Raw genomic sequence first — 20,142 nt, 5'->3', positions numbered from 1 at the left:
CAAAAGCCTTCACAACGGCTACGTGAACAGCTTGCACGTATTGGCCGCGAAGGTGAAGTGACAATGCTGCGTGCAACGAATGGCAGCAATGCACATCGCGGGGCGATCTGGATTGTTGGCTTGTTATGCGCGGCTGCTGCAATGACCTCTTTGGCTGAGCCCTTGGAACTCTGTACACAAGCCGCCGCCGTCGCCCGCTTTGAAGACCGTTTCGCACCGGCGCCCTCTTCGTTGAGTAACGGTGCGCGTGTCGTCCAGCGCTTCGGCGTGGCGGGCGCACGCGGTCAGGCGGCGGAAGGTTTCCCTCACGTGCTCGAGGCCGGCTTGCCCGCATTGCATCGTTCGCGTGCAAGCGGCGCAACTGTAGATGAAGCAAGGCTCGATGCATTGCTCGCCATCATCGCGACGCTCGACGATACCTGCCTGCTGCATCGCGGCGGCCGGGTAGCACTCGAAGCCGCACAAACAGGCGCCCGCGACGCGCTGCAAGCGGGCGGCGCAGCACGGCCGCAAGGCCGCGCAGCGCTCGCCCGTCTCGATCAACGTCTGACTGAATTGAACGCATCCCCTGGAGGCGCAGCGGACTTGCTGGCTGCCACCCTCTTCCTCGATACCCTGCCGCACGCCGGCTGACGCGGAGAACACGTCATGGAAAACTTGCGCTACGAATATCCCGCCACCCGCCCCGTGCCGCAACGCGCGCACGTTGGCGTGGTCGGCTCGGGCGACCTGGAAATCCTGCTGTCGCCATCGGAGAGTCAACATGCGGAAGTCGTAATCCGCACGAGCGTGGACGGTTACGAACACGTATGGAAAAGCGTGCTCGATCGCTTCTTCTCGCGCTACGACGGCGCCGCGCGTCTCGAACTCAATGACTTCGGCGCAACGCCCGGCGTGGTCATGCTGCGGCTCGCGGAAGCAGTGGAAGCGAGTGAAGGAGACGTGTCATGAACGCTCACGAGAACTTCATCGCGCAGCATAGTTTTATCGAACTCACCGCACGTGAACGTGCGCGGGCATTGCTCGATGCCGGCACCTTCCGCGAGTTGATCGGACCGTTCGACCGGCTCGAATCGCCGTGGCTCGCCATGCAGAATGTGGTCTGTCAGGCCGACGACGGCGCGGTCATTGCACGCGGGTCGCTTGGCGGTGAAGCGGCGGTCATCGCGGCGATCGAGCCTGCGTTTCAAGGCGGCAGCATCGGCGAAGTGTCGGGTGCGAAGATCGCGGCAGCGCTTGAAATGGCCGTGCGTGAGTTCGAAGCAGGCCGCAAGATCCTGCCAGTGATCCTGTTCGAAACCGGTGGCGTCCGGCTGCAGGAAGCGAATCTCGGTCTCGCGGTAATTGCAGAGATTCAGGCGGGAATTGTCGCATTGCGCCGATATGTGCCGGTGGTCGGCGTGATCGGTGGCATGGTCGGCTGCTTCGGCGGCATGTCGCTCGCAGCAGCGTTGTGCACGCGCTTGATCATGACGCGGCAGGCACGGCTCGGGATGAACGGGCCTGAAGTCATCGAACAGGAAGCGGGCGTGGAAGAACTCGATTCACGTGACCGGCGTCTCATCTGGTCGATGATCGGCGGCGAGCAACGCGCAGCCGTAGGCCTGGTCGATGCGCTCGTGGAAGACGATACCAACGAGGTTCGCGACGCCGTGCTCAGCGCGTTTAAAAGCGGTGTACCCGCGAGCCATCGAACCGAACAAGTCGATGCACAACTTGAACGGCTTGCGCGCGTGGATCCATCGGCAATCGATCCCGCTGCGCTGCGGACGCTTTGGCAAGGAGAAGTTTGATGAACGCATCACGTGGACAAATCTGGTTCGACGCATTGACGTCGAATGAAGGGGCGGCTTCGGGCAACGAAGGCCCGATCCGCAGTGCCGATGCGCCGCTTGGCAACACCCGCGCGCGTTTCATCAGCATCGTTCCCGATCCGCAAAACCGCTTTCCGCGTGCGACCGATAACGTGGTCGGCCTCGAACAAGGCTGGTTGCTTGCACGCGCCGTGCGTGACGCGATGGATGCGGATCGCGATGCTTCGGTCAAGCGTCCGATCGTGGCTATTGTCGATGTGAAGAGCCAGGCATACGGCCGTCGCGAGGAACTGCTTGGCGTTCATCTCGCGTGCGCCGCCGGCGTCGACGCCTATGCAAGCGCGCGGCTCGCCGGACATCCCGTGATCGCGTTGATTGTCGGCCCGGCGATGTCCGGCGCTTTTCTCGCGCATGGTTATCAGGCGAACCGGATCATCGCGCTCGACGCGGACGGTATCAGCGTGCACGCGATGGGCAAGGAAGCCGCCGCGCGGGTCACGCGTCGCAGCGTTGAAGGACTCGATGAACTCGGCGACCGCGTATTGCCCATGTCGTACAAGATGAGTGCTTACGCGAAGCTCGGGCTGCTGCATGAGCTGATCGCCGGCATCAATGCGGATGCGCCCGGGAATGAAGATATCGACCGCGTGCGTGATTCGCTGATCGCTGCTATCGACGATGCACGGAAAGGCCCACGCGATCTCTCATCGCGCTTGCAATCAGACGATGCCAAGCAGATTCGCGCGGCGTCGATAGAAGTCCGCAAGCGCATGGCGGAGCAATGGGACGCGTCGTGAATCCGCACGACCTGTTGCGGCTCGCGCCGGGAACGCCGGATTTTCCCGATGCCCCGGCGTGGGTTGCTGCATCACTAAAACGTGCACCGTTCGTCGTGGTTCGACGCGCGGTGTCGGTGGACGGTTCGATCGCGGTTGGTATTCGAGGCGCAGTGCGCAGCGAGCGTTTCGGCTCGTGGCTTGATCCGCGTTACGTTGAGCGAGTCCTGGAACCCGAAACGCTTCTTGCGAACTCGAAGCCCTCAATAACGCGCGCAGAGTTGCCCGCGTTTGCATTGCTGGAAGCAATCGCGCCACTCTGCGATTCGAGCGGCTACGTTTGGGGGCCGACTGGCAGCGCTGCCTTCGAACTCGCCAGCGGCAGTCCGACGGTCACGCAAACAAGCGATCTCGACTTGGTGATGCGCGCGCCGGAGCCTCTCGATCGCGCCGCCGCCAAGACCCTGTTCGATGCCCTCTCCCAAGCCGCGCACGACCACGGCATGCGCATCGATATGCAAATCCAGACGCAGGACGGCGCATTCTCGCTGGCCGAATACGTGCATCCCGGCGCACGTGTAATGCTGCGTTGCGCCGATGGCCCGAGACTCGTCGCCGATCCATGGCAGACAAGTCAAGCAGCATGATCGCCTTCCTCTTCCCCGGCCAGGGTTCGCAATTCGCGGGCTTTTTGCACACGCTTGGTGGCGCAACGCCGCACGTGCATTTTGCTGAAACGATCGAAGAAGCGTCGGATGTTCTGCATATCGACGTACTCTCGCTCGATCGCACCGATGCTTTGGCGTCAACCGTTGCGGTGCAGATCAGCTTGCTTGTTGCCGGAGTCGCGACCGTGCGAGCGTTGCAGGACGAAGGCATCGAACCGGATGCGGTAGCGGGTTTGTCGGTGGGAGCGTATGGCGCTGCGGTTGCATGCAATGCGGTGTCTTTTAGCGACGCGTTGCAGCTCCTTCAGCTTCGCGCGCAATTAATGGAGAATGCTTTTCCGCACGGCTACGGGATGCTGGCGGTGTCGGGCTTAAGTGAGCGTGAACTGAGCGCTGTAATCGCGAAAGCCCCTGCGCAGGCCGCCTACATTGCAAATTTGAATGCGCCGCGACAGATCGTGGTGGCAGGCGCAAACAAGGATCTCGACCAGGTGCGCGAGCGCGCGCTTGAAGCAGGCGCACGCAAAGCCGAGCGGTTGGCGGTTAGCGTGCCGTCCCACTGCGTTCTACTCGACGATGCCGCTCGCGAACTCACCGAAGCCGCGAGCAAGATCACCTTCCATACGCCGACAATTCCGTACATCAGCAATCGCGGCGCACGGCCTTTGCGCCAGGCCGACGCTATCCGTACCGACCTCGCGACGAACCTGCGATATCCCGTTCGCTGGCACGACTCCACTATCGTGCTGGGTGAACTCGGCACACAGGTGTTCGTTGAGATGCCACCGGGGCGTACGCTGACGCAACTTGCGGAAGACGCGCTTCCGAATGTCGCCAAAGTCGCGATAGAGCAGAGATCCATTCCCTCGGCCGCCGCGTTGATCCGGGCACGTGCCGCCGGGTAGTCCCCGCTTTGCGCTTCAGCGCACCGCACGTTTCACCAACCCCGCCATTGCAAAGCGTTTTCCCCGATCACTTTTCGCGGGTTCGCTTGTTATAATCATTTCATCTAGCGAACAAAATCTAACAACCACATCCACAACGCGCAGCTTGCGTCCACTGTCCTCAGCGAATGACCAAAAGCGATCGTTTGCGTGTTCTTGCCGATGCTTTGCGTGAGCAAAGTGTGATGCGTCTTCGCGATGCGGCGACCTTGCTCGATGTATCGGAGATGACGGTTCGCCGCGACATAGCGGCGAGTCCGGGGACGTTCACTTACCTTGGTGGTTATATCGTTCGCGCCTCGGATGTCCCGAACGGCGCGGGTTATACGATCGACGAAGAGAAGGATCATTTTGCGCAGGCCAAGGCGGAGGCGTCGGCGGTGGCTGCGCGGTTGCTTGCTGACAACGAGACCATTTTCATCGATTGCGGAACGACGCTGACCACCTTGGCGCGCCTTATTCCGGGCGACATGCATTTAACGGTGCTGTGTTATTCGCTGAATGTGGCCGAGATTTTGCGGCGCAAAACCAATGTACGAATGATTTTATTGGGCGGCGTTTACGCACCCTCGTCGGATTCGTTTTCGAGCAATGAAAGCATTGAGACGTTGCGCCGAATGGGGATTAACAAGGCGTTTATTTCAGCCGGCGGGGTGGATGAGGCGCGTGGTGTGACGTGCTGGAATTTTCACGAAGTGGCAATCAAACAGGCTGCAATGGAGAGTGCGGTCGAGAGGCATCTGGTAGTCGATGCCAGCAAGTTGGGGAAGGTCAAGGCGGTGCGATTTTCCCAACTGGATCAGTTTGATTCGCTGATCACAGAGAAGGGGATGGAAGTCAGGAAGTGAGTAAAACCGTGAATATCTTGAGCATCCGCAGCCATCACGCGGCGGTCACTTACGACTTGACCACCGGCATGCTGCGCGGCGAATTTCTCGATTTGAACGGGGGCGCAGACTTTTACGCCGGCGACATTCCAACGCTCAAGGCCGAAGGTGCCAAGTCATTGGCCGCATTCCTCGATGTCTGTAAAGAGAACAGTATCAACCCTTAGTTTCACGGTCCCGCGGTTTGCCGGGCAGTTCGATCACCGACTGCCCGTAACCAAAATCAACCCGCCCTTCTCCCCAACGCGAACAACGTTCCCGCCACCAGAATAAACGCTCCAATAATCACCTTCTGCCAGGTACTCGGCACGCCGATCAGAATCAGGACGCTATTGATCAGCGTAACCAGCACCACGCCCAACAACGTCCCCACCACCGTCCCCGTCCCACCGGTAATCCGCGCCCCGCCAAGGATCACCGCCGCGATCACATCCAGCTCAGTCCCAACCAGATCGAACGGATTCGCCAGCCGATTCGTCGATACGTGCAGAATCCCGGCGATCCCCGCCAGCATCCCGGTGTAGCCAAACACAAACAGGTGAATGGCCCGCAGGTTATAACCAAGACGCTCGGCGATCGGCAAACTGCCACCCATCGCATACACACCGCGTCCCATCATGGTCCGGTTGAGCAACCACCATGTCACGCCCGCGGCAAGAAAGAGCGCGATCACCGAGACCGGCAGCACCGCCCGAAGCCCATCGTTCGTGTGATAGAAAAACAGCGGCAACTGCCCGAAGCTATCCATGCTATGCGGGATATTCATGAAGAACTGCGTACCCACAAACGTCAGCAGCAGCCCGCGATACAAATACTGCGTGCCAATAGTCACAATCAACGAAGGCGCTTTCAGCCGATGCACCAGCACGCCATTGATCAACCCAAGCAATACACCGCCCACCGCGCCGCAAACCAGAATCACAAAAAACGGCGCATCGGGCCACCAGGCAAACACGGCCTTCGTGATTGAATACATCGTGAATGCGGCAATGGCTGTAAAGGACACATCAATGCCACCCGATGCCAGCACAACCAGCGTCCCCATTGCAAACAACGACACCGTCGTCCCCGAATGCAGCAAATCGAAGAGCGTCGCGAACTGGAAGAAGCGCGGATTCAACGTGCCAACCACCAGACACGTCACGAGAATCAGCCCAAGCGTGAACCATTCAGGATTACGCACCAACCGCGCAGTAAAACTGAGTTGCCGCAATGGCGGCGCAACCTCGGCCAACACGGGACCTGGCGCCGAAGCGCCTTGCGATGTCTGAGCAACGCGATGAAGTGACTCGCTCATGCTGCCTCTGAAAGTAAAGCGTGATAAAGATCGGCTTCAGTCAATTGCCCCGCACGATATTCGTTCGAGACGCGCCCCTTCTTCATCATCAGAATTCGGTCGCAGTTCTGCAGCAGCTCAGGCAGGTCATCGCTGATCAAAATAATGCCGATACCCTGCTCCGCCAGCCGCTGCATGATGCGGTAAATAATGTCCTTCGATCCCACGTCCACGCCCACCGTCGGGCCGTGCAGGATCAACACGCGAGGATCGATAGCCAGCCACCGGCCGATCAACACGCGTTGCTGGTTGCCGCCGGAAAGCGACTGAACCGGTTTATCGACGTCAGGCGTCGCGATCTGCAACTCCTTGACGGTGCGCTCAGCAAGCTCGCGTGCGCGCTTCCGGTCAACCTGTCCAAAGCGGTCGCGCAAACTTGAGATCATCGCGGTGATGACGTTGTCGCGAATGGATTTATCGAGGAAAAGCCCTTCGTTCAAGCGGTCTTCCGGCACATAGCCTATCCGTTGCCACTTCGCATCGGACGGCGTTTTAAGCCTCACGACAGAACCGTCCAACGTGACCGTGCCGCTATCCGCGGGCGCGACACCGGCCAATGCCCGCGCCAGTTCGTTACGCCCCGAGTCAAGCAAACCCGTCACGCCAAGAATCTCTCCGCGATGCAGCGAGAACGTGACATCGGCGAACTGGCGTGAGCGCGACAACGCTTTCACATCCAGCACGATGTCGTGGCCATCCATGACTTCAGCCTGCCGATATCGCTCGTTCGACAACTGCTTGCCCGTCATCAACTCACCAATCTGCGCCTTCGTATAATTCTCGATCGGTCCCTGCGCCATCTTCTGGCCGTCGCGCAGCACGATCACTTCACCGCCGATCGCGTAACACTCATCCAGTTTGTGACTCACGAACAGCACGGCGACGCCATCGGCACGCAGCTTCGCCAGCACCGCGATCAGGTTGTCGACTTCCTTTTGCGTCAGCGATGTAGTCGGCTCATCCATGATGACGAACTTCGCCTCGCTCGCAATCGCACGCGCAATAGCCACAAGCTGCCGCGTCGCCAGTGGCAACTGCTCGACCAGCGTGGCCTGAAAATCCGCATCGCCGGGCAAACCCACCGCTTCCAAAGCACGCGCCGCCGTTTTCGCCAGCGCGCGGCGATCGAAGGTCCGCGCAAGCCGCCCCGCGTGCGCGGCCAGTTCCGCGGTCAATGCCACGTTCTCCGCCACGCTCATGTTGGGTAGCAGCGAAAGGTCCTGATACACGGTCTCGATACCCGCCGACAATGCCGCAAGCGGCGCAAGGCGCGCATGCCTGACGCCCTCAATCACAAGCTCGCCCTGGTCGGGCGGCTGAGCGCCGGAGATGATCTTGATCAGCGTGCTCTTGCCGCAGCCGTTCTCGCCAAGCAGGTGATAGATCTGCCCGCGCTGAAACGAAAGACTCACGCCACGCAGCGCATACACGCCGGTAAAGCGCTTGTGGATATCGACGACTTCGAGAAGCGGCGCTGTACTCATCATTGAACCTTCTACCCTTTCAACTTCCTGAAGACAGCGCGCACGGCAACCGTGCGCGCTTTACTGCATCAGCTAAAGATGTCAGAACGGATACTGCTTGTAATTGGTCTTGTCGACGTCCACCCAACCGGTGCCGCGCACGATGATGCCCTTGCCCGGACCCTTGGTGACCGTGACCTTGTTATAGCCAACCAGACCCAGGTCCGCACCGTTCTCCACCGTCTTGCCATCGATCAGCATCTTCGCAATCTTGTTCATCGCGATACCAGCGAGCTTCGGATCCCAGAACGCAATGCCGTTGATCGCGCCGCTCTCCAGGAATTTGCCGGCTTCCGTCGGTAGACCCGTGCCGTACACGCAGATCTTGCCAATCTTGCCGGCCTCTTCCACCGCACGTCCAATGCCGATCACGTCCAGCGACGACGACCCTTGAAAGCCCGTCAGGTCCGGGTGCTTGCGCAGCACTTCCTTCGCAACCTGGTAAGCACGTTCGCCGTCGTTATTGGTTTCGAGTTTCGGTTCGACCAGATCCATCTTCGGATACTTCTGCTTCGCATTGCCGATACCACCATCCGCCCACTGAACCTGCGAACGACTACCGAGCGAACCCACCAGCACCGCCCATTTGCCCTGGTCGCCCATGCACTTCGCCAGACGTTCATTCAGGCCCGCGCCGTAAGCGGTGTTGTCGAAGGCTTCGATGTCGACCATCGTGTTCTTCTCGTTGTCCGCTTCATGCGTGACGACCTTGATGCCACGGTCCATCGCTTTCTTGAGCGCGGGTTCGAGGGTCGGCGGATCGTAGGGAACAACCGCGATCGCCGTGACTTTCTTCGCGATCAAGTCTTCGATGATCTTCAGTTGTTGTGCAGCGTCCGCGCGTCCGGGTCCGGTCTGATACGCGTTCACGCCGGGGTTGGCCTTGGCGAATTCCTTCACGCCGTCGTCCATCCGGTTGAACCAGTTGATCCCCGTGACCTTGACCACCGTGACGATGGTTTGATCGGTCGCAGCCTGCGCGACAGCAATAGCTCCGGCCGCAAGCGTGACTGCGGTAAGCGCGATGGCGATTCGATTCCGTTTCATGCGTTGTCTCCGTTATGGTTGGTATGTGCTGAACATGAGATGAAGTTTTTGAAGCCGGTGAAACTTGTTTCTGCGCGTGTTTCTGCGATCACGCCGCCGGTGGGGCTGGTGTTTTTGGCACCTTCGTGACGGGTGCTGCGCCGCCCAGCCCAAAGATCGCGCGCACGCGTTCTCCACCCGCCAATGCAAGCGATGCAAGCAGCAGGAAGCCCCACGCGCAGTCGCCGAAGAACTGCGAGACGCCAAGCAGATTGAACAGGCTCGACAGGAACTGGAGCACGGTCGCGGCCAGGAAAACACAGACGATCCGCCCGTAACCACCCGACGGATTCACGCCGCCCATCACCGCGATCAGGATGGCGATCAGCAAGTACGAGTTGCCGTAGTCCCATTTCGCGCTCGACGTATGCGTCGCGCTGATAAGGCCGGCCAGCGACGCGAGCACGCCGCACATGCCGTACGTGAGGATCAACATGCGGTCACGCGGAATGCCGGCATAGAACGCGGCTTTCGGATTCGTGCCCATCAAATAAAGCCGCAAACCAAAGGGCGTGCGCTTCAACACCCAGCCGAGCAGCAACACGGTGACCACGAAAATCCACAGCGAGATAGGCACTTGCAGGAAGGTGCCGTTGCCGATGTCGGAGAGGGCATCGACGTATTCCACCCGCACCGACGCACCGTTGCTCAACACCACAGCAATGCCGGTGAACAACAGCGACGTACCGAGCGTGCAGAGGATCGGCGTGAGCTTTAAACGCGCGATGATCACGCCGTTCATCAAGCCGCCGATGGCGCCCAGCATCACGGTAGTCACGCAGAACACGGCGGTGTAGAGCGACGGGGAGTTATCGGCGGAAACGAGCATGGGCAGCAGTTGAGCGGCCACCATGCCGGAGAGGTTGGCCAGCGCGACACCCGACAAGTCGATGCCGCCATTGCCCGAGACCATCGAGAGCATGATGCCAAGTGCAAGCAAGCCTAGTTCGGGTAACTGACTACCCATGGACTGGAGGTTGTCGATATCCACGAACTGGCCATGCGACAACGCGGTCGCGACAATCACGACCAGCAGGTTCACGCCGACCAAGAAATTCAGTTGCCGGTCGGCGAGCCATTTCGATGTTTTCATCGAGGCACTCCTCCGTTCAGGATTGGTGAGCCGACGCGCTGCCGGACTTCACAGGAGCGGCCAGCACCGCTTCAATTTCAGCGAGCGTGGGCATTGACGGCGCGGTGCCGGGACGCGTCACCGACAAGCTCGCCAGCGCACAACCGAAGCGCACCGCGTCAAGCGGGCTTTCGCCGCGCGCAAGCGCTGCGGCGAAGCCGCCGGTGAAGCCATCGCCCGCGCCTGCGGTCTCGACCACACGGCCGCAATTGAAGGCCGGCACCAGCACCGATTGTTCCGGCGTATGCAGCAACGCGCCCGCTTCGCCCAGCGTCACGATCACTGCGCGCACGCCCTTTCCTAGCAGGACATCGGCGGCACGGCGGGCATCGTCAACGGAAGCAACCTGGATACCGGTCAGCGCCGTTGCTTCGGTTTCGTTCGGGGTGATGTAGTCGCAGAGCGGGAAGATGTCGTCGCCGAGCGGTAACGCGGGCGCCGGATTGAACACGGTCGTCACACCGTGACGGCGTGCAAGTTCAAGTCCACGTCGCGCAGCAGGAACGGGTTGTTCAAGCTGCGTAACGAACACGGCGGCAGTCGCAATATCGGCTTCTATCGCTTCAACGTCTTCGGGGCATAAACGTCCGGCCGCACCCGCTGCAACGATGATCGCGTTACCGCCTGTAGCATCATCGACAAAGATATGCGCCGCGCCAGTTGCCACGCCATCGGTAGTTATCGCCCGTGCCGTGATGCCCTCGGCGGCCCACGTCGAGCGTGCAATGTCGCCAAACGCATCCGCACCAAGGCGCGTGCAGAAGATCACATCTGCGCCGGCGCGTGCGGCGGCCACAGCCTGGTTCGAGCCCTTACCGCCCGGTCCCATTGCGAAAGCCGATCCGGCGATGGTCTCGCCAAGCAGCGGCATGCGCTCGGCGCGGAACGTGAGATCCGTCACGTAGATGCCGAGGATGACGACGCTGCGGCTCATCGCGTGCTCTCCGGATTTGAAGCCGGTGCGTCGGGCGCAAGGTTTACGCCCTTCTTGAAGATGAAGCAGCCATACCCCCGCGCTTCGCCCGTAGCGATCACGCAATACGCTTGCTTGGCGCGTTCATAAAACGCGAAACGTTCGATGGAAGCAAAGGGCGTCGCGCGCCCTTCGGCGGCGTCCACTTCAGTCTGTGCTTCGCGCTGCACGGTAGGCAGCGCGTTGGCGTCGCCGACCACTTCCATGCGCTCGGCCGGATGATCGACGAAGCTATCCAACGGCAACACCGACAACACCGCGCGGATCGCACGCGGCGCATTCACGCCATCGAGACGAAGCACGTGGCCGAGCACCGTTTGGCGCGCGACGGAATCAGCCGGAAAATTGGCGTCGCAGATCACGACTTCATCGCCGTGTCCCATTGCGCACAGTGCGTGCAGGACGTCGGCGTTCAGCAGCGGATCGAGGTTCTTCAGCATTGCGTCTCCTTCATGTTGAGCGTGCCTCGCTGTGTTGCGAGGTCGTCGCTCATGAGTCTATTCGAACCCGCACGTCTCTGGCGTTCAGTCTCCGTACGGGATCCAGATGTTCTTCACCTGCACGGCTTGACGCAAGAATGGCAGGCCTTCGCTTGCAGCGTCGAACCAGTCGAACACGCGGCCATAATCGACGAACGTGCGCTTCAGGTTGCCCACTGATTCGCGCTCTGTCAGTGTCGATAAATCCGCGCCGCCGAAGCACCACAACGCATCTACATCGTCGTGTTTCGCCAGGGTCGATGCCAACGCCTTACGCTCGCCGGTGACGATATTCAACGCGCCTGCCGGCACATCCGAGGTCTCGACCACCTGGTAAAAATCGGTCGCCATCATCGGACACGTTTCGCTCGGCACGGCGACCACGCGATTGCCCAACGCTAGTGCCGGTGCGATCAATGAGACGAGACCCAGTAACGGCGCTTCGTCCGGGCACACCACGCCAATCACGCCGAGCGGTTCATGCATCGCCAGCGCAACGCCTCTTAGCGGCGGCGAATGCACCGCGCCATCGAACTTGTCGGCCCACGCGCCGTACGTGAACAAACGCGTGATCGATGCTTCGACTTCGCGCTCGGCTTCGGCAGCAGAAACGCCGGTCCGCGCCACGAGTTGCTTCGCGAATTCATCGGCCCGCGCCGACAAATTTTCCGCGAGGTAATACAGTACCTGGGCACGGTTATGCGTGCTGGCTTGCGACCACTTTTCAGCGCTGCGCGCGGCGGCGACCGCGTTACGCACGTCCTTGCGATTACCGTCGCCCACTTCACCGACGATCGCCCCCGACGGCGCATGCACGAGCCGCGAATAACCGCTGTCCGGCCGAACCTGCTTACCGCCGATAAACAGCTTCGCGGTACGGTCGAGCGCGCTGACGTTATTAGTGTCGGCTTCAAATGCGGGAGGCTGCGCAACCTGGTTGGAAGGCGCGGAACGAACGGCCAGCTTAGTCCACGCACGCGGCTTCAGATACTCGTAAATCCCCTCTCGTCCGCCTTCACGGCCGAAGCCCGATTCGCGATACCCGCCGAAGCCGACGCCGGCATCGAAGAGATTGGTCGCATTGATCCAGACCACGCCGCATTGCAGGCGCGGCGCGATGTCGAGCGCACGACCAATCGTCTCGCTCCACACGCTCGCGGCCAGCCCATAACGTGAATGATTCGCCAGCGCGACCGCTTCGTCAGGCGTGCGAAAGCTCATTGTCACCAGCACCGGCCCGAAGATTTCCTCTTGCGCGAGCGTCGACGCGGGCGCGACATTCGTCACCAGCGTGGGCGGATAAAACGCGCCTTGCTCGGGCATCCGAAGCCCTTTGGGCTGATGAATCTCGCAGCCTTCCTGCACACCGCGTTCAACCAACGAACGAATACGTTCGAGCTGTACCGCGTCCACGATTGCACCCAGATCGATGCCCTTGTCGAGCGACGGTCCAACGCGCAGCGTATCCATGCGGCGTTTCAATTTATCGATGAAGCGTTTTTCAACACCTTCCTGCACCAGCAGCCGCGATCCGGCGCAGCAGACCTGGCCCTGGTTGAACCAGATTGCATCGACAACACCTTCCACGGCGCTGTCGAGATCGGCGTCGTCGAAGACGATGAACGGCGACTTGCCGCCGAGCTCAAGCGTGAGCGACTTGCCCGAGCCCGCGGTTGCGACGCGAATCTGCCGGCCCACTTCTGTCGATCCGGTGAACGCAATCTTCGCCACGCGCGGATGGTCGACCAGCGCAGCGCCCGTGCGACCATCGCCCGTGACCACGTTCAGCACGCCCGCAGGCAAGCCAGCTCGCGCTGCTAACTCAGCGAACAATAACGCGGTCAGCGGCGTGTATTCGGCGGGTTTAAGCACCACGCAATTGCCCAGCGCGAGGGCCGGTGCAATCTTCCACGAGAGCATCAGCAGCGGAAAATTCCACGGCACGATCTGGCCGATCACGCCCAGCGGCGCCCAGTCGGCGAACTCGCGATCCTGCAACTGTGCCCAGCCTGCGTGATGCAGAAAATGCCGTGCCACAAGAGGGATATCGATATCGCGCGACTCGCGGATCGGCTTGCCGTTGTCCAGCGATTCGAGCACGGAGAACAGACGCGCATGGCGCTGAACCATGCGCGAGAGCGCATACAAATGCCGTGCGCGACCCGCGCCGCCCAGCGCTTGCCACGCAGGCAGCGCTCGGTGCGCGGCATCAACCGCTGCATCAATATCCGCCTGATCGCCCTGCGCAATGCTCGCAATCACGCGTCCGGTAGCGGGTTCCAGCGAGTCGAATTGCTCACCGGCCGAAGGCGCGTGAAAGGCGCCGTCGATGAAATGGCCAAAGCCGGTCGCGTGTTGATCCAGCCAGGCGCGCGCGGCGCCGTCGTCTTCCGGTGCAGGTCCGTAATCCATCGAGGTGAAGTAGTCGGCTACGCTCATGGGGAGCTCGTGTAAGAGATGATGCGGTGCTGAATCAAGCAACCGGATGTCGATGGAAAGCCGAATAGCGGCCGGTGACGTGATGCTCGAGTTGCCGTTCGATATCGGCGAGAAGGCTTGATGCGCCTATGCGGAACAACTCTGGTTCGAGCCATTCGCGGCCGAGCTCTTCCTTCATCAGGATCTGGTATTCGAGCACCGACTTGGCGGTGGACACGCCGCCTGCGGGTTTAAAGCCGATCATCACGCCCGTTCGTTCAAGATAATCGCGGATCATGCGCACCATGACGAGCGAGACGTCGAGCGTGGCGTTGACACCTTCCTTGCCGGTGGACGTCTTGATGAAATCGGCGCCGGCCATCATGCAGACCATCGACGCCTTGGCGATGTTAGATAGCGTGCGGATGTCGCCGGTGGCGAGAATCGCTTTGATATGCGCCGGGCCGCACGCTGCGCGAAAGTCGCGCATTTCGTCGTAGAGCGCTTGCCAATTGCCGGTGAGTACGTGTTCACGCGTGACGACAATATCGATTTCCGCCGCGCCGTCTTTCACCGACGCCTCGATTTCCTTCAACTTCAGCGGATGCGGAATGAGACCTGCTGGAAAGCCGGTGGAGACGGCCGCGACCGGGATGCCACTACCGGCAAGCGCGGCGACGGCTGTGCCGACGAAGCGGTGATACACGCACACGGCGCCGGTCTTGATGGAGCCGGGCGGCATGCCCAGCGATTCGAGCAGGTCATCGCGAATCGGGCGGCGGGCTTTGGCGCACAGGCGTTCGACGCGAGCGGCGGTATCGTCGCCGTTGAGGGTAGTCAGGTCGATACAAGTGATGGCCTTGAGCAGCCAGGCGGCTTGTGCGTCCTTTTTAACCGCGCGGCGCGTGCCCAATGTGCCGACTCGCCGGGCGACGGCGGATTGGTTGACACGCAGGCTATCTACCCACGAGAGGTCCAGCGGAACGCCAGAATTGCGCTGCTGCTCATGATAGGAGAGCGGTTTGCCGCGCAAGGGAACAACAGGTTGGGAAGCAACATCGAGCATGAGCGTGGCCGGTTGTGCAGCGCACAACATTTTCCGGTTAATCGATGGATTATTCTAACACCTTGTTGTTACGATTATAACATTCGGGATTATACCGAGAGAGGCCGTTCGCCCGGTCAAATCTGAAACCTTTGAATCTGCACGGTTAGAATTGACGCCTGAGCACCAATCGCCGGAAGAAAGCTTAGGCGACACCGCGGTCAAGGAGAACCCGATGGATGCATTGCCACCCGAAGAAACCATCCGCAGTGCCGTCGACCGGTCCGTAAGCCGTCTGCGCATGCAACACGAGATCGCCGTGCAGTTCGCGACGTCCGTGTTGCGCGTACACAGCGCGAACGTACTTCTCGATGAAGCGTGCAAGGCGGTATCGGCTGGATTGCATTCGCGCTTCGCCAAGGTGCTCCGCTATCAGCCCGAAAGCGAAACCTTCGTGCTGGAAGCCGGCGTCGGCTGGGATTCGGCGGACATCGGCACCACGGAACTTGGCGCCGACGACGCCAGCCCCGCCGGCCATGCGTTCGCCAGCGGGCGGCCGGTGTTGTCGAATCACCTGGGCAATGAGCATCGTTTCCGCACGCCCGAACTGTTGGCCCGCCACGGCATCAAGCGTGCCATCAACGTTCCCATTCGCGGCATTCCGGAGACCTTCGGCGTACTCGAAGCTGATAGCTCCGACGATGAAGACTTCAGCGAAACAGACATCGTTTTCCTGGAATCGATCGCGAACGTCATCTCCATGAGCCGCGAACGGCTTGCAGCGGAATCGCAGACCGGCGCCGACGAACTGTTCTCCACCAGCGTGCTGAATGCGAGCACGGACTGCATCCAGGTTCTGTCGCTGGATGGCGGCGTCGAATTCATGAACGATAACGGGCTGGAGGCGCTCAGCATTGACGACTTCGCGGACGTGGGCGGCACGCATTGCGCCGACCTGTGGCCCGACGATCAACGCCCGAAAGTGCTGCAGGCACTGGCGAAATCGGCCAGCGGCGAACCGGTCCGGTTCGAAGGGCTTTGCCCGACGCGTATTGGCGATGCCCGCTGGTGGGATGTATCGGTGGCGCCTATTCTCGATACCGATGAACGCGTGAAGCGCCTCGTGCTGACCATGCGCGATGTCACCGAGCGGCACGAGAACGAGGAGAAGCTGGCGGCGCTGGTGTCGAGCCAGGAAATCCAGCTTGGCAATTCGGCGCTGATGATGAAAGAGGTTCATCACCGGGTTCGCAACAGCCTTCAGCTTGTGCAGACGCTGCTCGCGCTACAGGCGAATCTCGCCGGCGATAAATCCGTTGCCACGCATTTGCAGGCGGCAGCCACGCGCGTGCGTACGGTCGGGTCGGTGCATCACCGGCTCTATCAGGACGACGGCGCGGAAGCGACGGATGCGACCAGTTACCTGCGCGGATTGACGGCCGATCTGGCTGAACTGGCGGCGGGGCGGGAGGTGTCGCTGGAAGGCGAGTCGATCGTGCTGCCCGCCGCGCGGCTCGCGCCGCTCGGGCTGGTGACGGCGGAGCTCGTGACCAACGCGTTGAAGTATGGGCGCGGGACGGTGCGCGTGAAGCTGGAACGATCCGAAGCTGGCGTACTGCTGACCGTGGAGGACGAGGGCGACGGTTTTCCCATCGACTTCCCGAAGCCGCAGGGGACAGGGCTCGGCATGCGGCTTGTGACGACTTATGCGGGCAAGGGCGTGGGAGCGGTTACCGTTGACAGGTCGGTGCCGTTCAGCCGGATTCTGGTGAGGTTTCCGGCGGGGTGAAGGGTGAGTTGACGAATATCGCCGGCTCGCTTAACCGCTGGTTTTCTCGCGACTTTGCCTGAAATGCGCAAGCGAAACAATGCGAGTCCCCGCCTCATGCTCGTCATCCGTCAAGGGAGCAATTTCTGCGAGCAATTCGCGGGTCATATGCACGGACATGGCGATATCGTTTAACGATAAACCCAGTTTTTCTCTAAGAACGGTCATCGCGCTATGAAGCAGCTCCGGCTTTTCGTGCGGAATGGACATGTCCTCGTGTTCGATGTGGCGCTCGCCTTTTTCAAACAGATGCCCCAGCAGCGCGCGCTTATATTGGTCTTCACTAAGAATGTTTAGCTGCCGAGCGCGATACAGCATCGCTGCCTTACTCACACGCCACCGCATTTTCAGTTGCGACAACGCTATCCAGTTAACCTGCGTGCCGCCTCTCAGCGCTGGAAACTCTTTGACGAACGTGCTTCGAGGCAACAAGAAAGCACTGGCAAATCGATTAGCCTCGGACTCCGATGCTTTGTCGCCCGTCTTGCGGCCGACATGTCCCACGAAGTGACCACACTCGTGCGCGTACCCGAAGCGTGCGCGGCACGCCGATGCGTCGCTGCGATTGGTCACCACGATTGGCCGGGACGACGCGATAGACAATGCGTCAATGTCTTTCGCCGAGTTTTCAAACGCAGTCACAACCGCTCCTGCGTTTTCGAGCACGCGGACCATATTACCGATCGGTCCCACTCCCAGTCCCCAGTGCGCCCTGCATTGCTCGGCGGCACGTTCTGCCGCTTCAGGGCTGTCGATTGGAAATTCAGGAAAGTCCAGTTTGGGAAGCCGCAACCTGGCGTCAATCGAAGCGACGAAGCGGCGGAAGAGTTCGCCTTTGGCGATAACCGTTTGCTTATCGCTCAGCTTCGCAGTGGTCAGCTTGCGAAAATGGAATGCATCCTCCGGCAACGCTTGCGGTGCGCCCGGGAAAAAGAACTGCCGCTGCACGCGAAGCACCGAGGCCAACGCATCAACGAGTTCATCCGTGGGTTGAGCCATTCCTGACTCAACCCGCTGGATGAATTGTTTCGACTTGCCAACGGCATCGCCTACGTCGGCAAGTGAAAGACTTTGGGCGCAGCGGACCAGCCGCAGATTGGCGGCATCGAATTCGACTGTCATTTGCCAGTGTCAGCGTTGGGACGGGAGACGTCGTCGTCCGTGTCCAGCAGTTCGGCATGGGGAGCGTCCTGATGAACCGCATCCGGCAATTGGTCGTCCGTGCTGCTGAGGATCCGAACATCGCCAAATCGCCATTCGCACAACGCATCTTCCACGGCGTTATAACCAACAAAATAGATCTCGAGTTCGTCGTTTTCAGTCAAGGGGCGCTGAACGATAAACCGGAAGACCACCGCCTCCGCATCGCTCGGTGCGAACAATTGGTCGGACTGGTTTCGACGCCAAAAGCCCTTCTTCTTGGGCGACTCATGATCGTCGCGAAAAAACCGAAAGGGAACGCCCTCGATTTCCAGCGTAATGTCCATCGCCGGATTGGTGAGCTTGAGCCACTCATGCTCACCCGACGTACCCAACTTGATAAGGCGTTGCCGGGAACGGCCGAAGAAGAGTGTTCCGCGGCCGTAGGAACAGTCGTCCTCTGAATCGAGCAGCGACTCGACACCGTAATAGATATCGCGAAGATGGCGGGCGATAACGTTGAGACGTTCTTCCGTGAGCACGGGCTTTGACTTCCAAGGCAGCGGCAAATCCATATACCCATCTCTTTTTCGGTTTTTGACGAAATCGTCAACCGCATATTGTCGGAGATGCGAAGAATCGTCAACCGGCATTCATGCCAAATATCTGCCCGGGAAAGGCGATGAATAGCCTTCCCTACGCTCCCTTCCTCCCCCGCAACCGCTCGATCAACTCACCCGGCACATTCCAGTCCCGCAAAATCGCGTCGGTATCTCGCCCTGGACTCGCGGGCGGAGAACTCACCTCCGGCACCGTGCGGCTAAACCGCGGCGCCGGGCCCGGTTGCTTCACGCCCTCCACGTCAATAAACGTCCCCCGCGCCCGGTTATGCCCATGCTCCGGTGCCTCGTCCATATCGAGCACGGGCGCGAAGCACACATCTGTCCCTTCCATCAATTCACACCACGCCGCTCGCGTTTTCGTCGCGAAAATTGCCGCTATTTTCGTTTTCAGCAGCGGCCATTGTTCGCGGTCCATCTGGCTATCGAAGGTTGCATCGTCGATACCGCAAAGCTTCAGCAGCAGCGCATAGAACTGCGGTTCGATCGCCCCGACCGACACGAATTTGCCGTCCGCGCACGCATAGGTATTGTAGAAATGCGCGCCGCCGGCAAGCATGCTCGAGCCTCGTTCGCCCACCCACGCACCGAACGCCTTGTAGCCGTAGATCATCGCGCCCAGCAGCGCGGAGCCTTCGACCATCGCGGCATCGATCACCTGGCCCTTGCCCGACCCGCGTGTTTCCAGCAGCGCGCACAACACGCCGAACGCGAGCATCATGCCGCCGCCGCCAAAATCGCCGAGCAGATTCAGCGGCGGCACCGGGGGTGCATCGCCACGCCCGAACTCGTGCAGCATCCCGCTCATCGCGATGTAATTCAGATCGTGCCCTGCTGTCTTGGCCAGCGGTCCATCCTGTCCCCAGCCCGTGACGCGACCGTACACAAGCTTCGGATTGCGTTCCAGGCACACGTCCGGACCGAGGCCAAGCCGCTCCATCACGCCAGGGCGAAAACCCTCGATCAACGCATCGGCCTGAGCAACCAGATGCAACATCAGGTCACGCCCTTCCGGTTGCTTGAGATCCAGCGCGAGCGAACGGCGCCCGCGCGCCATCACATCGAATTTCGTGCCTTGCATGGGGTATGGCGTCGCGCCGCCAGTCGGCTGACGATCGATGCGGATCACTTCCGCCCCCATGTCGGCGAGCATCATGGCGGCGAACGGACACGGCCCGAGCCCGACCATCTCGATCACGCGAATGCCCTTGAGCGGCCCACTCATCGCAACGTTCCGCGCAATGAACTGGCGTTCGGCGACACATGAATTGCGGGAGACTTCATATTGGTTTCCCCTTGCGGAAAGGTTGTTCGAGACCAGCGTTTCCCTTAAGCGCCCGAATTCCGGATGCTCTTCGATTCGAGAAACTCTACATTAGCGGACCCAAGCGTCTCCAGCTTACGTTTAATACCGCGCCCTCGCGCCAATGTCCCCATTTATCTTTCTAGCCGGGTACCATTGAATAGAATTGA

Annotated in this window: 20 protein-coding genes; 9 read left to right on the top strand and 11 right to left on the bottom strand. The window is 60.5% G+C overall.

What is annotated here, in order from left to right:
- The 8 genes from JWR14_RS31745 to JWR14_RS31710 all read left to right on the top strand — a co-directional run.
- A partial coding sequence (locus JWR14_RS31745) for a triphosphoribosyl-dephospho-CoA synthase (protein WP_299717317.1) occupies window positions 1-633 on the top strand: 633 nt, incomplete at its 5' end.
- Window positions 634-648: 15 nt separating this feature from the next.
- A complete protein-coding gene (locus JWR14_RS31740) occupies window positions 649-951 on the top strand; it encodes a malonate decarboxylase subunit delta (RefSeq protein ID WP_213768357.1) in 303 nt (100 codons plus the stop codon).
- A complete protein-coding gene (locus JWR14_RS31735) occupies window positions 948-1,793 on the top strand; it encodes a biotin-independent malonate decarboxylase subunit beta (RefSeq protein WP_299717313.1) in 846 nt (281 codons plus the stop codon). The genes JWR14_RS31740 and JWR14_RS31735 overlap by 4 nt, the downstream gene beginning before the upstream one ends.
- The gene (gene mdcE / locus JWR14_RS31730; protein WP_299717311.1) at window positions 1,793-2,611 is read left to right on the top strand and encodes a biotin-independent malonate decarboxylase subunit gamma; all 819 of its coding nucleotides are present in this window, start codon (window positions 1,793-1,795) and stop codon (window positions 2,609-2,611) included. Before JWR14_RS31735 ends, mdcE begins: the two co-directional genes overlap by 1 nt.
- Window positions 2,596-3,237 carry a malonate decarboxylase holo-ACP synthase gene (locus tag JWR14_RS31725; protein ID WP_299717309.1) on the top strand — a complete coding sequence of 214 codons (642 nt, stop codon included), beginning with the start codon at window positions 2,596-2,598 and terminating at the stop codon, window positions 3,235-3,237. The genes mdcE and JWR14_RS31725 overlap by 16 nt, the downstream gene beginning before the upstream one ends.
- Window positions 3,213-4,163, top strand: a complete 951-nt coding sequence (mdcH, locus tag JWR14_RS31720; RefSeq protein WP_299717307.1) for a malonate decarboxylase subunit epsilon — start codon at window positions 3,213-3,215, stop codon at window positions 4,161-4,163. Before JWR14_RS31725 ends, mdcH begins: the two co-directional genes overlap by 25 nt.
- A 167-nt stretch (window positions 4,164-4,330) precedes the next feature.
- Window positions 4,331-5,050, top strand: a complete 720-nt coding sequence (locus tag JWR14_RS31715) for a DeoR/GlpR family DNA-binding transcription regulator (RefSeq protein WP_299717305.1) — start codon at window positions 4,331-4,333, stop codon at window positions 5,048-5,050.
- Window positions 5,047-5,256 carry a type II toxin-antitoxin system HicB family antitoxin gene (locus tag JWR14_RS31710; protein WP_299717303.1) on the top strand — a complete coding sequence of 70 codons (210 nt, stop codon included), beginning with the start codon at window positions 5,047-5,049 and terminating at the stop codon, window positions 5,254-5,256. The genes JWR14_RS31715 and JWR14_RS31710 overlap by 4 nt, the downstream gene beginning before the upstream one ends.
- Window positions 5,257-5,312: 56 nt before the next feature.
- On the opposite strand, the gene JWR14_RS31705 is transcribed toward JWR14_RS31710, so the two are convergent.
- The 8 genes from JWR14_RS31705 to deoC form a co-directional block, all read right to left on the bottom strand.
- Window positions 5,313-6,386: an ABC transporter permease gene (locus JWR14_RS31705; RefSeq protein WP_299717301.1), complete on the bottom strand. Its 1,074-nt coding sequence runs from the start codon at window positions 6,384-6,386 to the stop codon at window positions 5,313-5,315.
- Window positions 6,383-7,912: a sugar ABC transporter ATP-binding protein gene (locus JWR14_RS31700; protein ID WP_299717299.1), complete on the bottom strand. Its 1,530-nt coding sequence runs from the start codon at window positions 7,910-7,912 to the stop codon at window positions 6,383-6,385. The genes JWR14_RS31705 and JWR14_RS31700 overlap by 4 nt, the downstream gene beginning before the upstream one ends.
- Window positions 7,913-7,990: 78 nt before the next feature.
- The gene (locus JWR14_RS31695; protein WP_299717297.1) at window positions 7,991-8,995 is read right to left on the bottom strand and encodes an autoinducer 2 ABC transporter substrate-binding protein; all 1,005 of its coding nucleotides are present in this window, start codon (window positions 8,993-8,995) and stop codon (window positions 7,991-7,993) included.
- Between the two features lie 88 nt (window positions 8,996-9,083).
- The gene (locus JWR14_RS31690; protein ID WP_299717295.1) at window positions 9,084-10,127 is read right to left on the bottom strand and encodes an ABC transporter permease; all 1,044 of its coding nucleotides are present in this window, start codon (window positions 10,125-10,127) and stop codon (window positions 9,084-9,086) included.
- 16 nt (window positions 10,128-10,143) lie between these two features.
- The gene (gene rbsK / locus JWR14_RS31685) at window positions 10,144-11,100 is read right to left on the bottom strand and encodes a ribokinase (RefSeq protein WP_299717293.1); all 957 of its coding nucleotides are present in this window, start codon (window positions 11,098-11,100) and stop codon (window positions 10,144-10,146) included.
- Window positions 11,097-11,579: an RbsD/FucU family protein gene (locus tag JWR14_RS31680; protein WP_299717291.1), complete on the bottom strand. Its 483-nt coding sequence runs from the start codon at window positions 11,577-11,579 to the stop codon at window positions 11,097-11,099. Before JWR14_RS31680 ends, rbsK begins: the two co-directional genes overlap by 4 nt.
- 84 nt (window positions 11,580-11,663) lie before the next feature.
- Window positions 11,664-14,057 carry an aldehyde dehydrogenase family protein gene (locus tag JWR14_RS31675; protein WP_299717289.1) on the bottom strand — a complete coding sequence of 798 codons (2,394 nt, stop codon included), beginning with the start codon at window positions 14,055-14,057 and terminating at the stop codon, window positions 11,664-11,666.
- Window positions 14,058-14,091: 34 nt separating this feature from the next.
- Window positions 14,092-15,102 (bottom strand): deoxyribose-phosphate aldolase, encoded by a 1,011-nt coding sequence (deoC, locus tag JWR14_RS31670; RefSeq protein ID WP_299717287.1) that lies wholly within the window; start codon window positions 15,100-15,102, stop codon window positions 14,092-14,094.
- Window positions 15,103-15,316: 214 nt separating this feature from the next.
- Between deoC and JWR14_RS31665 the strand changes: the two genes are divergently transcribed.
- A complete protein-coding gene (locus JWR14_RS31665) occupies window positions 15,317-16,870 on the top strand; it encodes a histidine kinase dimerization/phosphoacceptor domain -containing protein (protein ID WP_299717285.1) in 1,554 nt (517 codons plus the stop codon).
- Between the two features lie 30 nt (window positions 16,871-16,900).
- Here JWR14_RS31665 and JWR14_RS31660 read toward each other — a convergent pair whose 3' ends face one another.
- The 3 genes from JWR14_RS31660 to JWR14_RS31650 form a co-directional block, all read right to left on the bottom strand.
- Window positions 16,901-18,031: an XRE family transcriptional regulator gene (locus JWR14_RS31660; RefSeq protein ID WP_299717283.1), complete on the bottom strand. Its 1,131-nt coding sequence runs from the start codon at window positions 18,029-18,031 to the stop codon at window positions 16,901-16,903.
- Window positions 18,028-18,624 carry a hypothetical protein gene (locus JWR14_RS31655; RefSeq protein WP_299717281.1) on the bottom strand — a complete coding sequence of 199 codons (597 nt, stop codon included), beginning with the start codon at window positions 18,622-18,624 and terminating at the stop codon, window positions 18,028-18,030. Before JWR14_RS31655 ends, JWR14_RS31660 begins: the two co-directional genes overlap by 4 nt.
- A gap of 121 nt (window positions 18,625-18,745) precedes the next feature.
- A complete protein-coding gene (locus JWR14_RS31650) occupies window positions 18,746-19,894 on the bottom strand; it encodes a CaiB/BaiF CoA-transferase family protein (protein WP_299717279.1) in 1,149 nt (382 codons plus the stop codon).
- Window positions 19,895-20,142 lie beyond the last annotated feature (248 nt).

It is taken from the genome of Caballeronia sp., from assembly GCF_028292365.1.
Lineage (GTDB): Bacteria > Pseudomonadota > Gammaproteobacteria > Burkholderiales > Burkholderiaceae > Caballeronia.
This window is presented reverse-complemented; position numbering and strand designations above follow the sequence as displayed.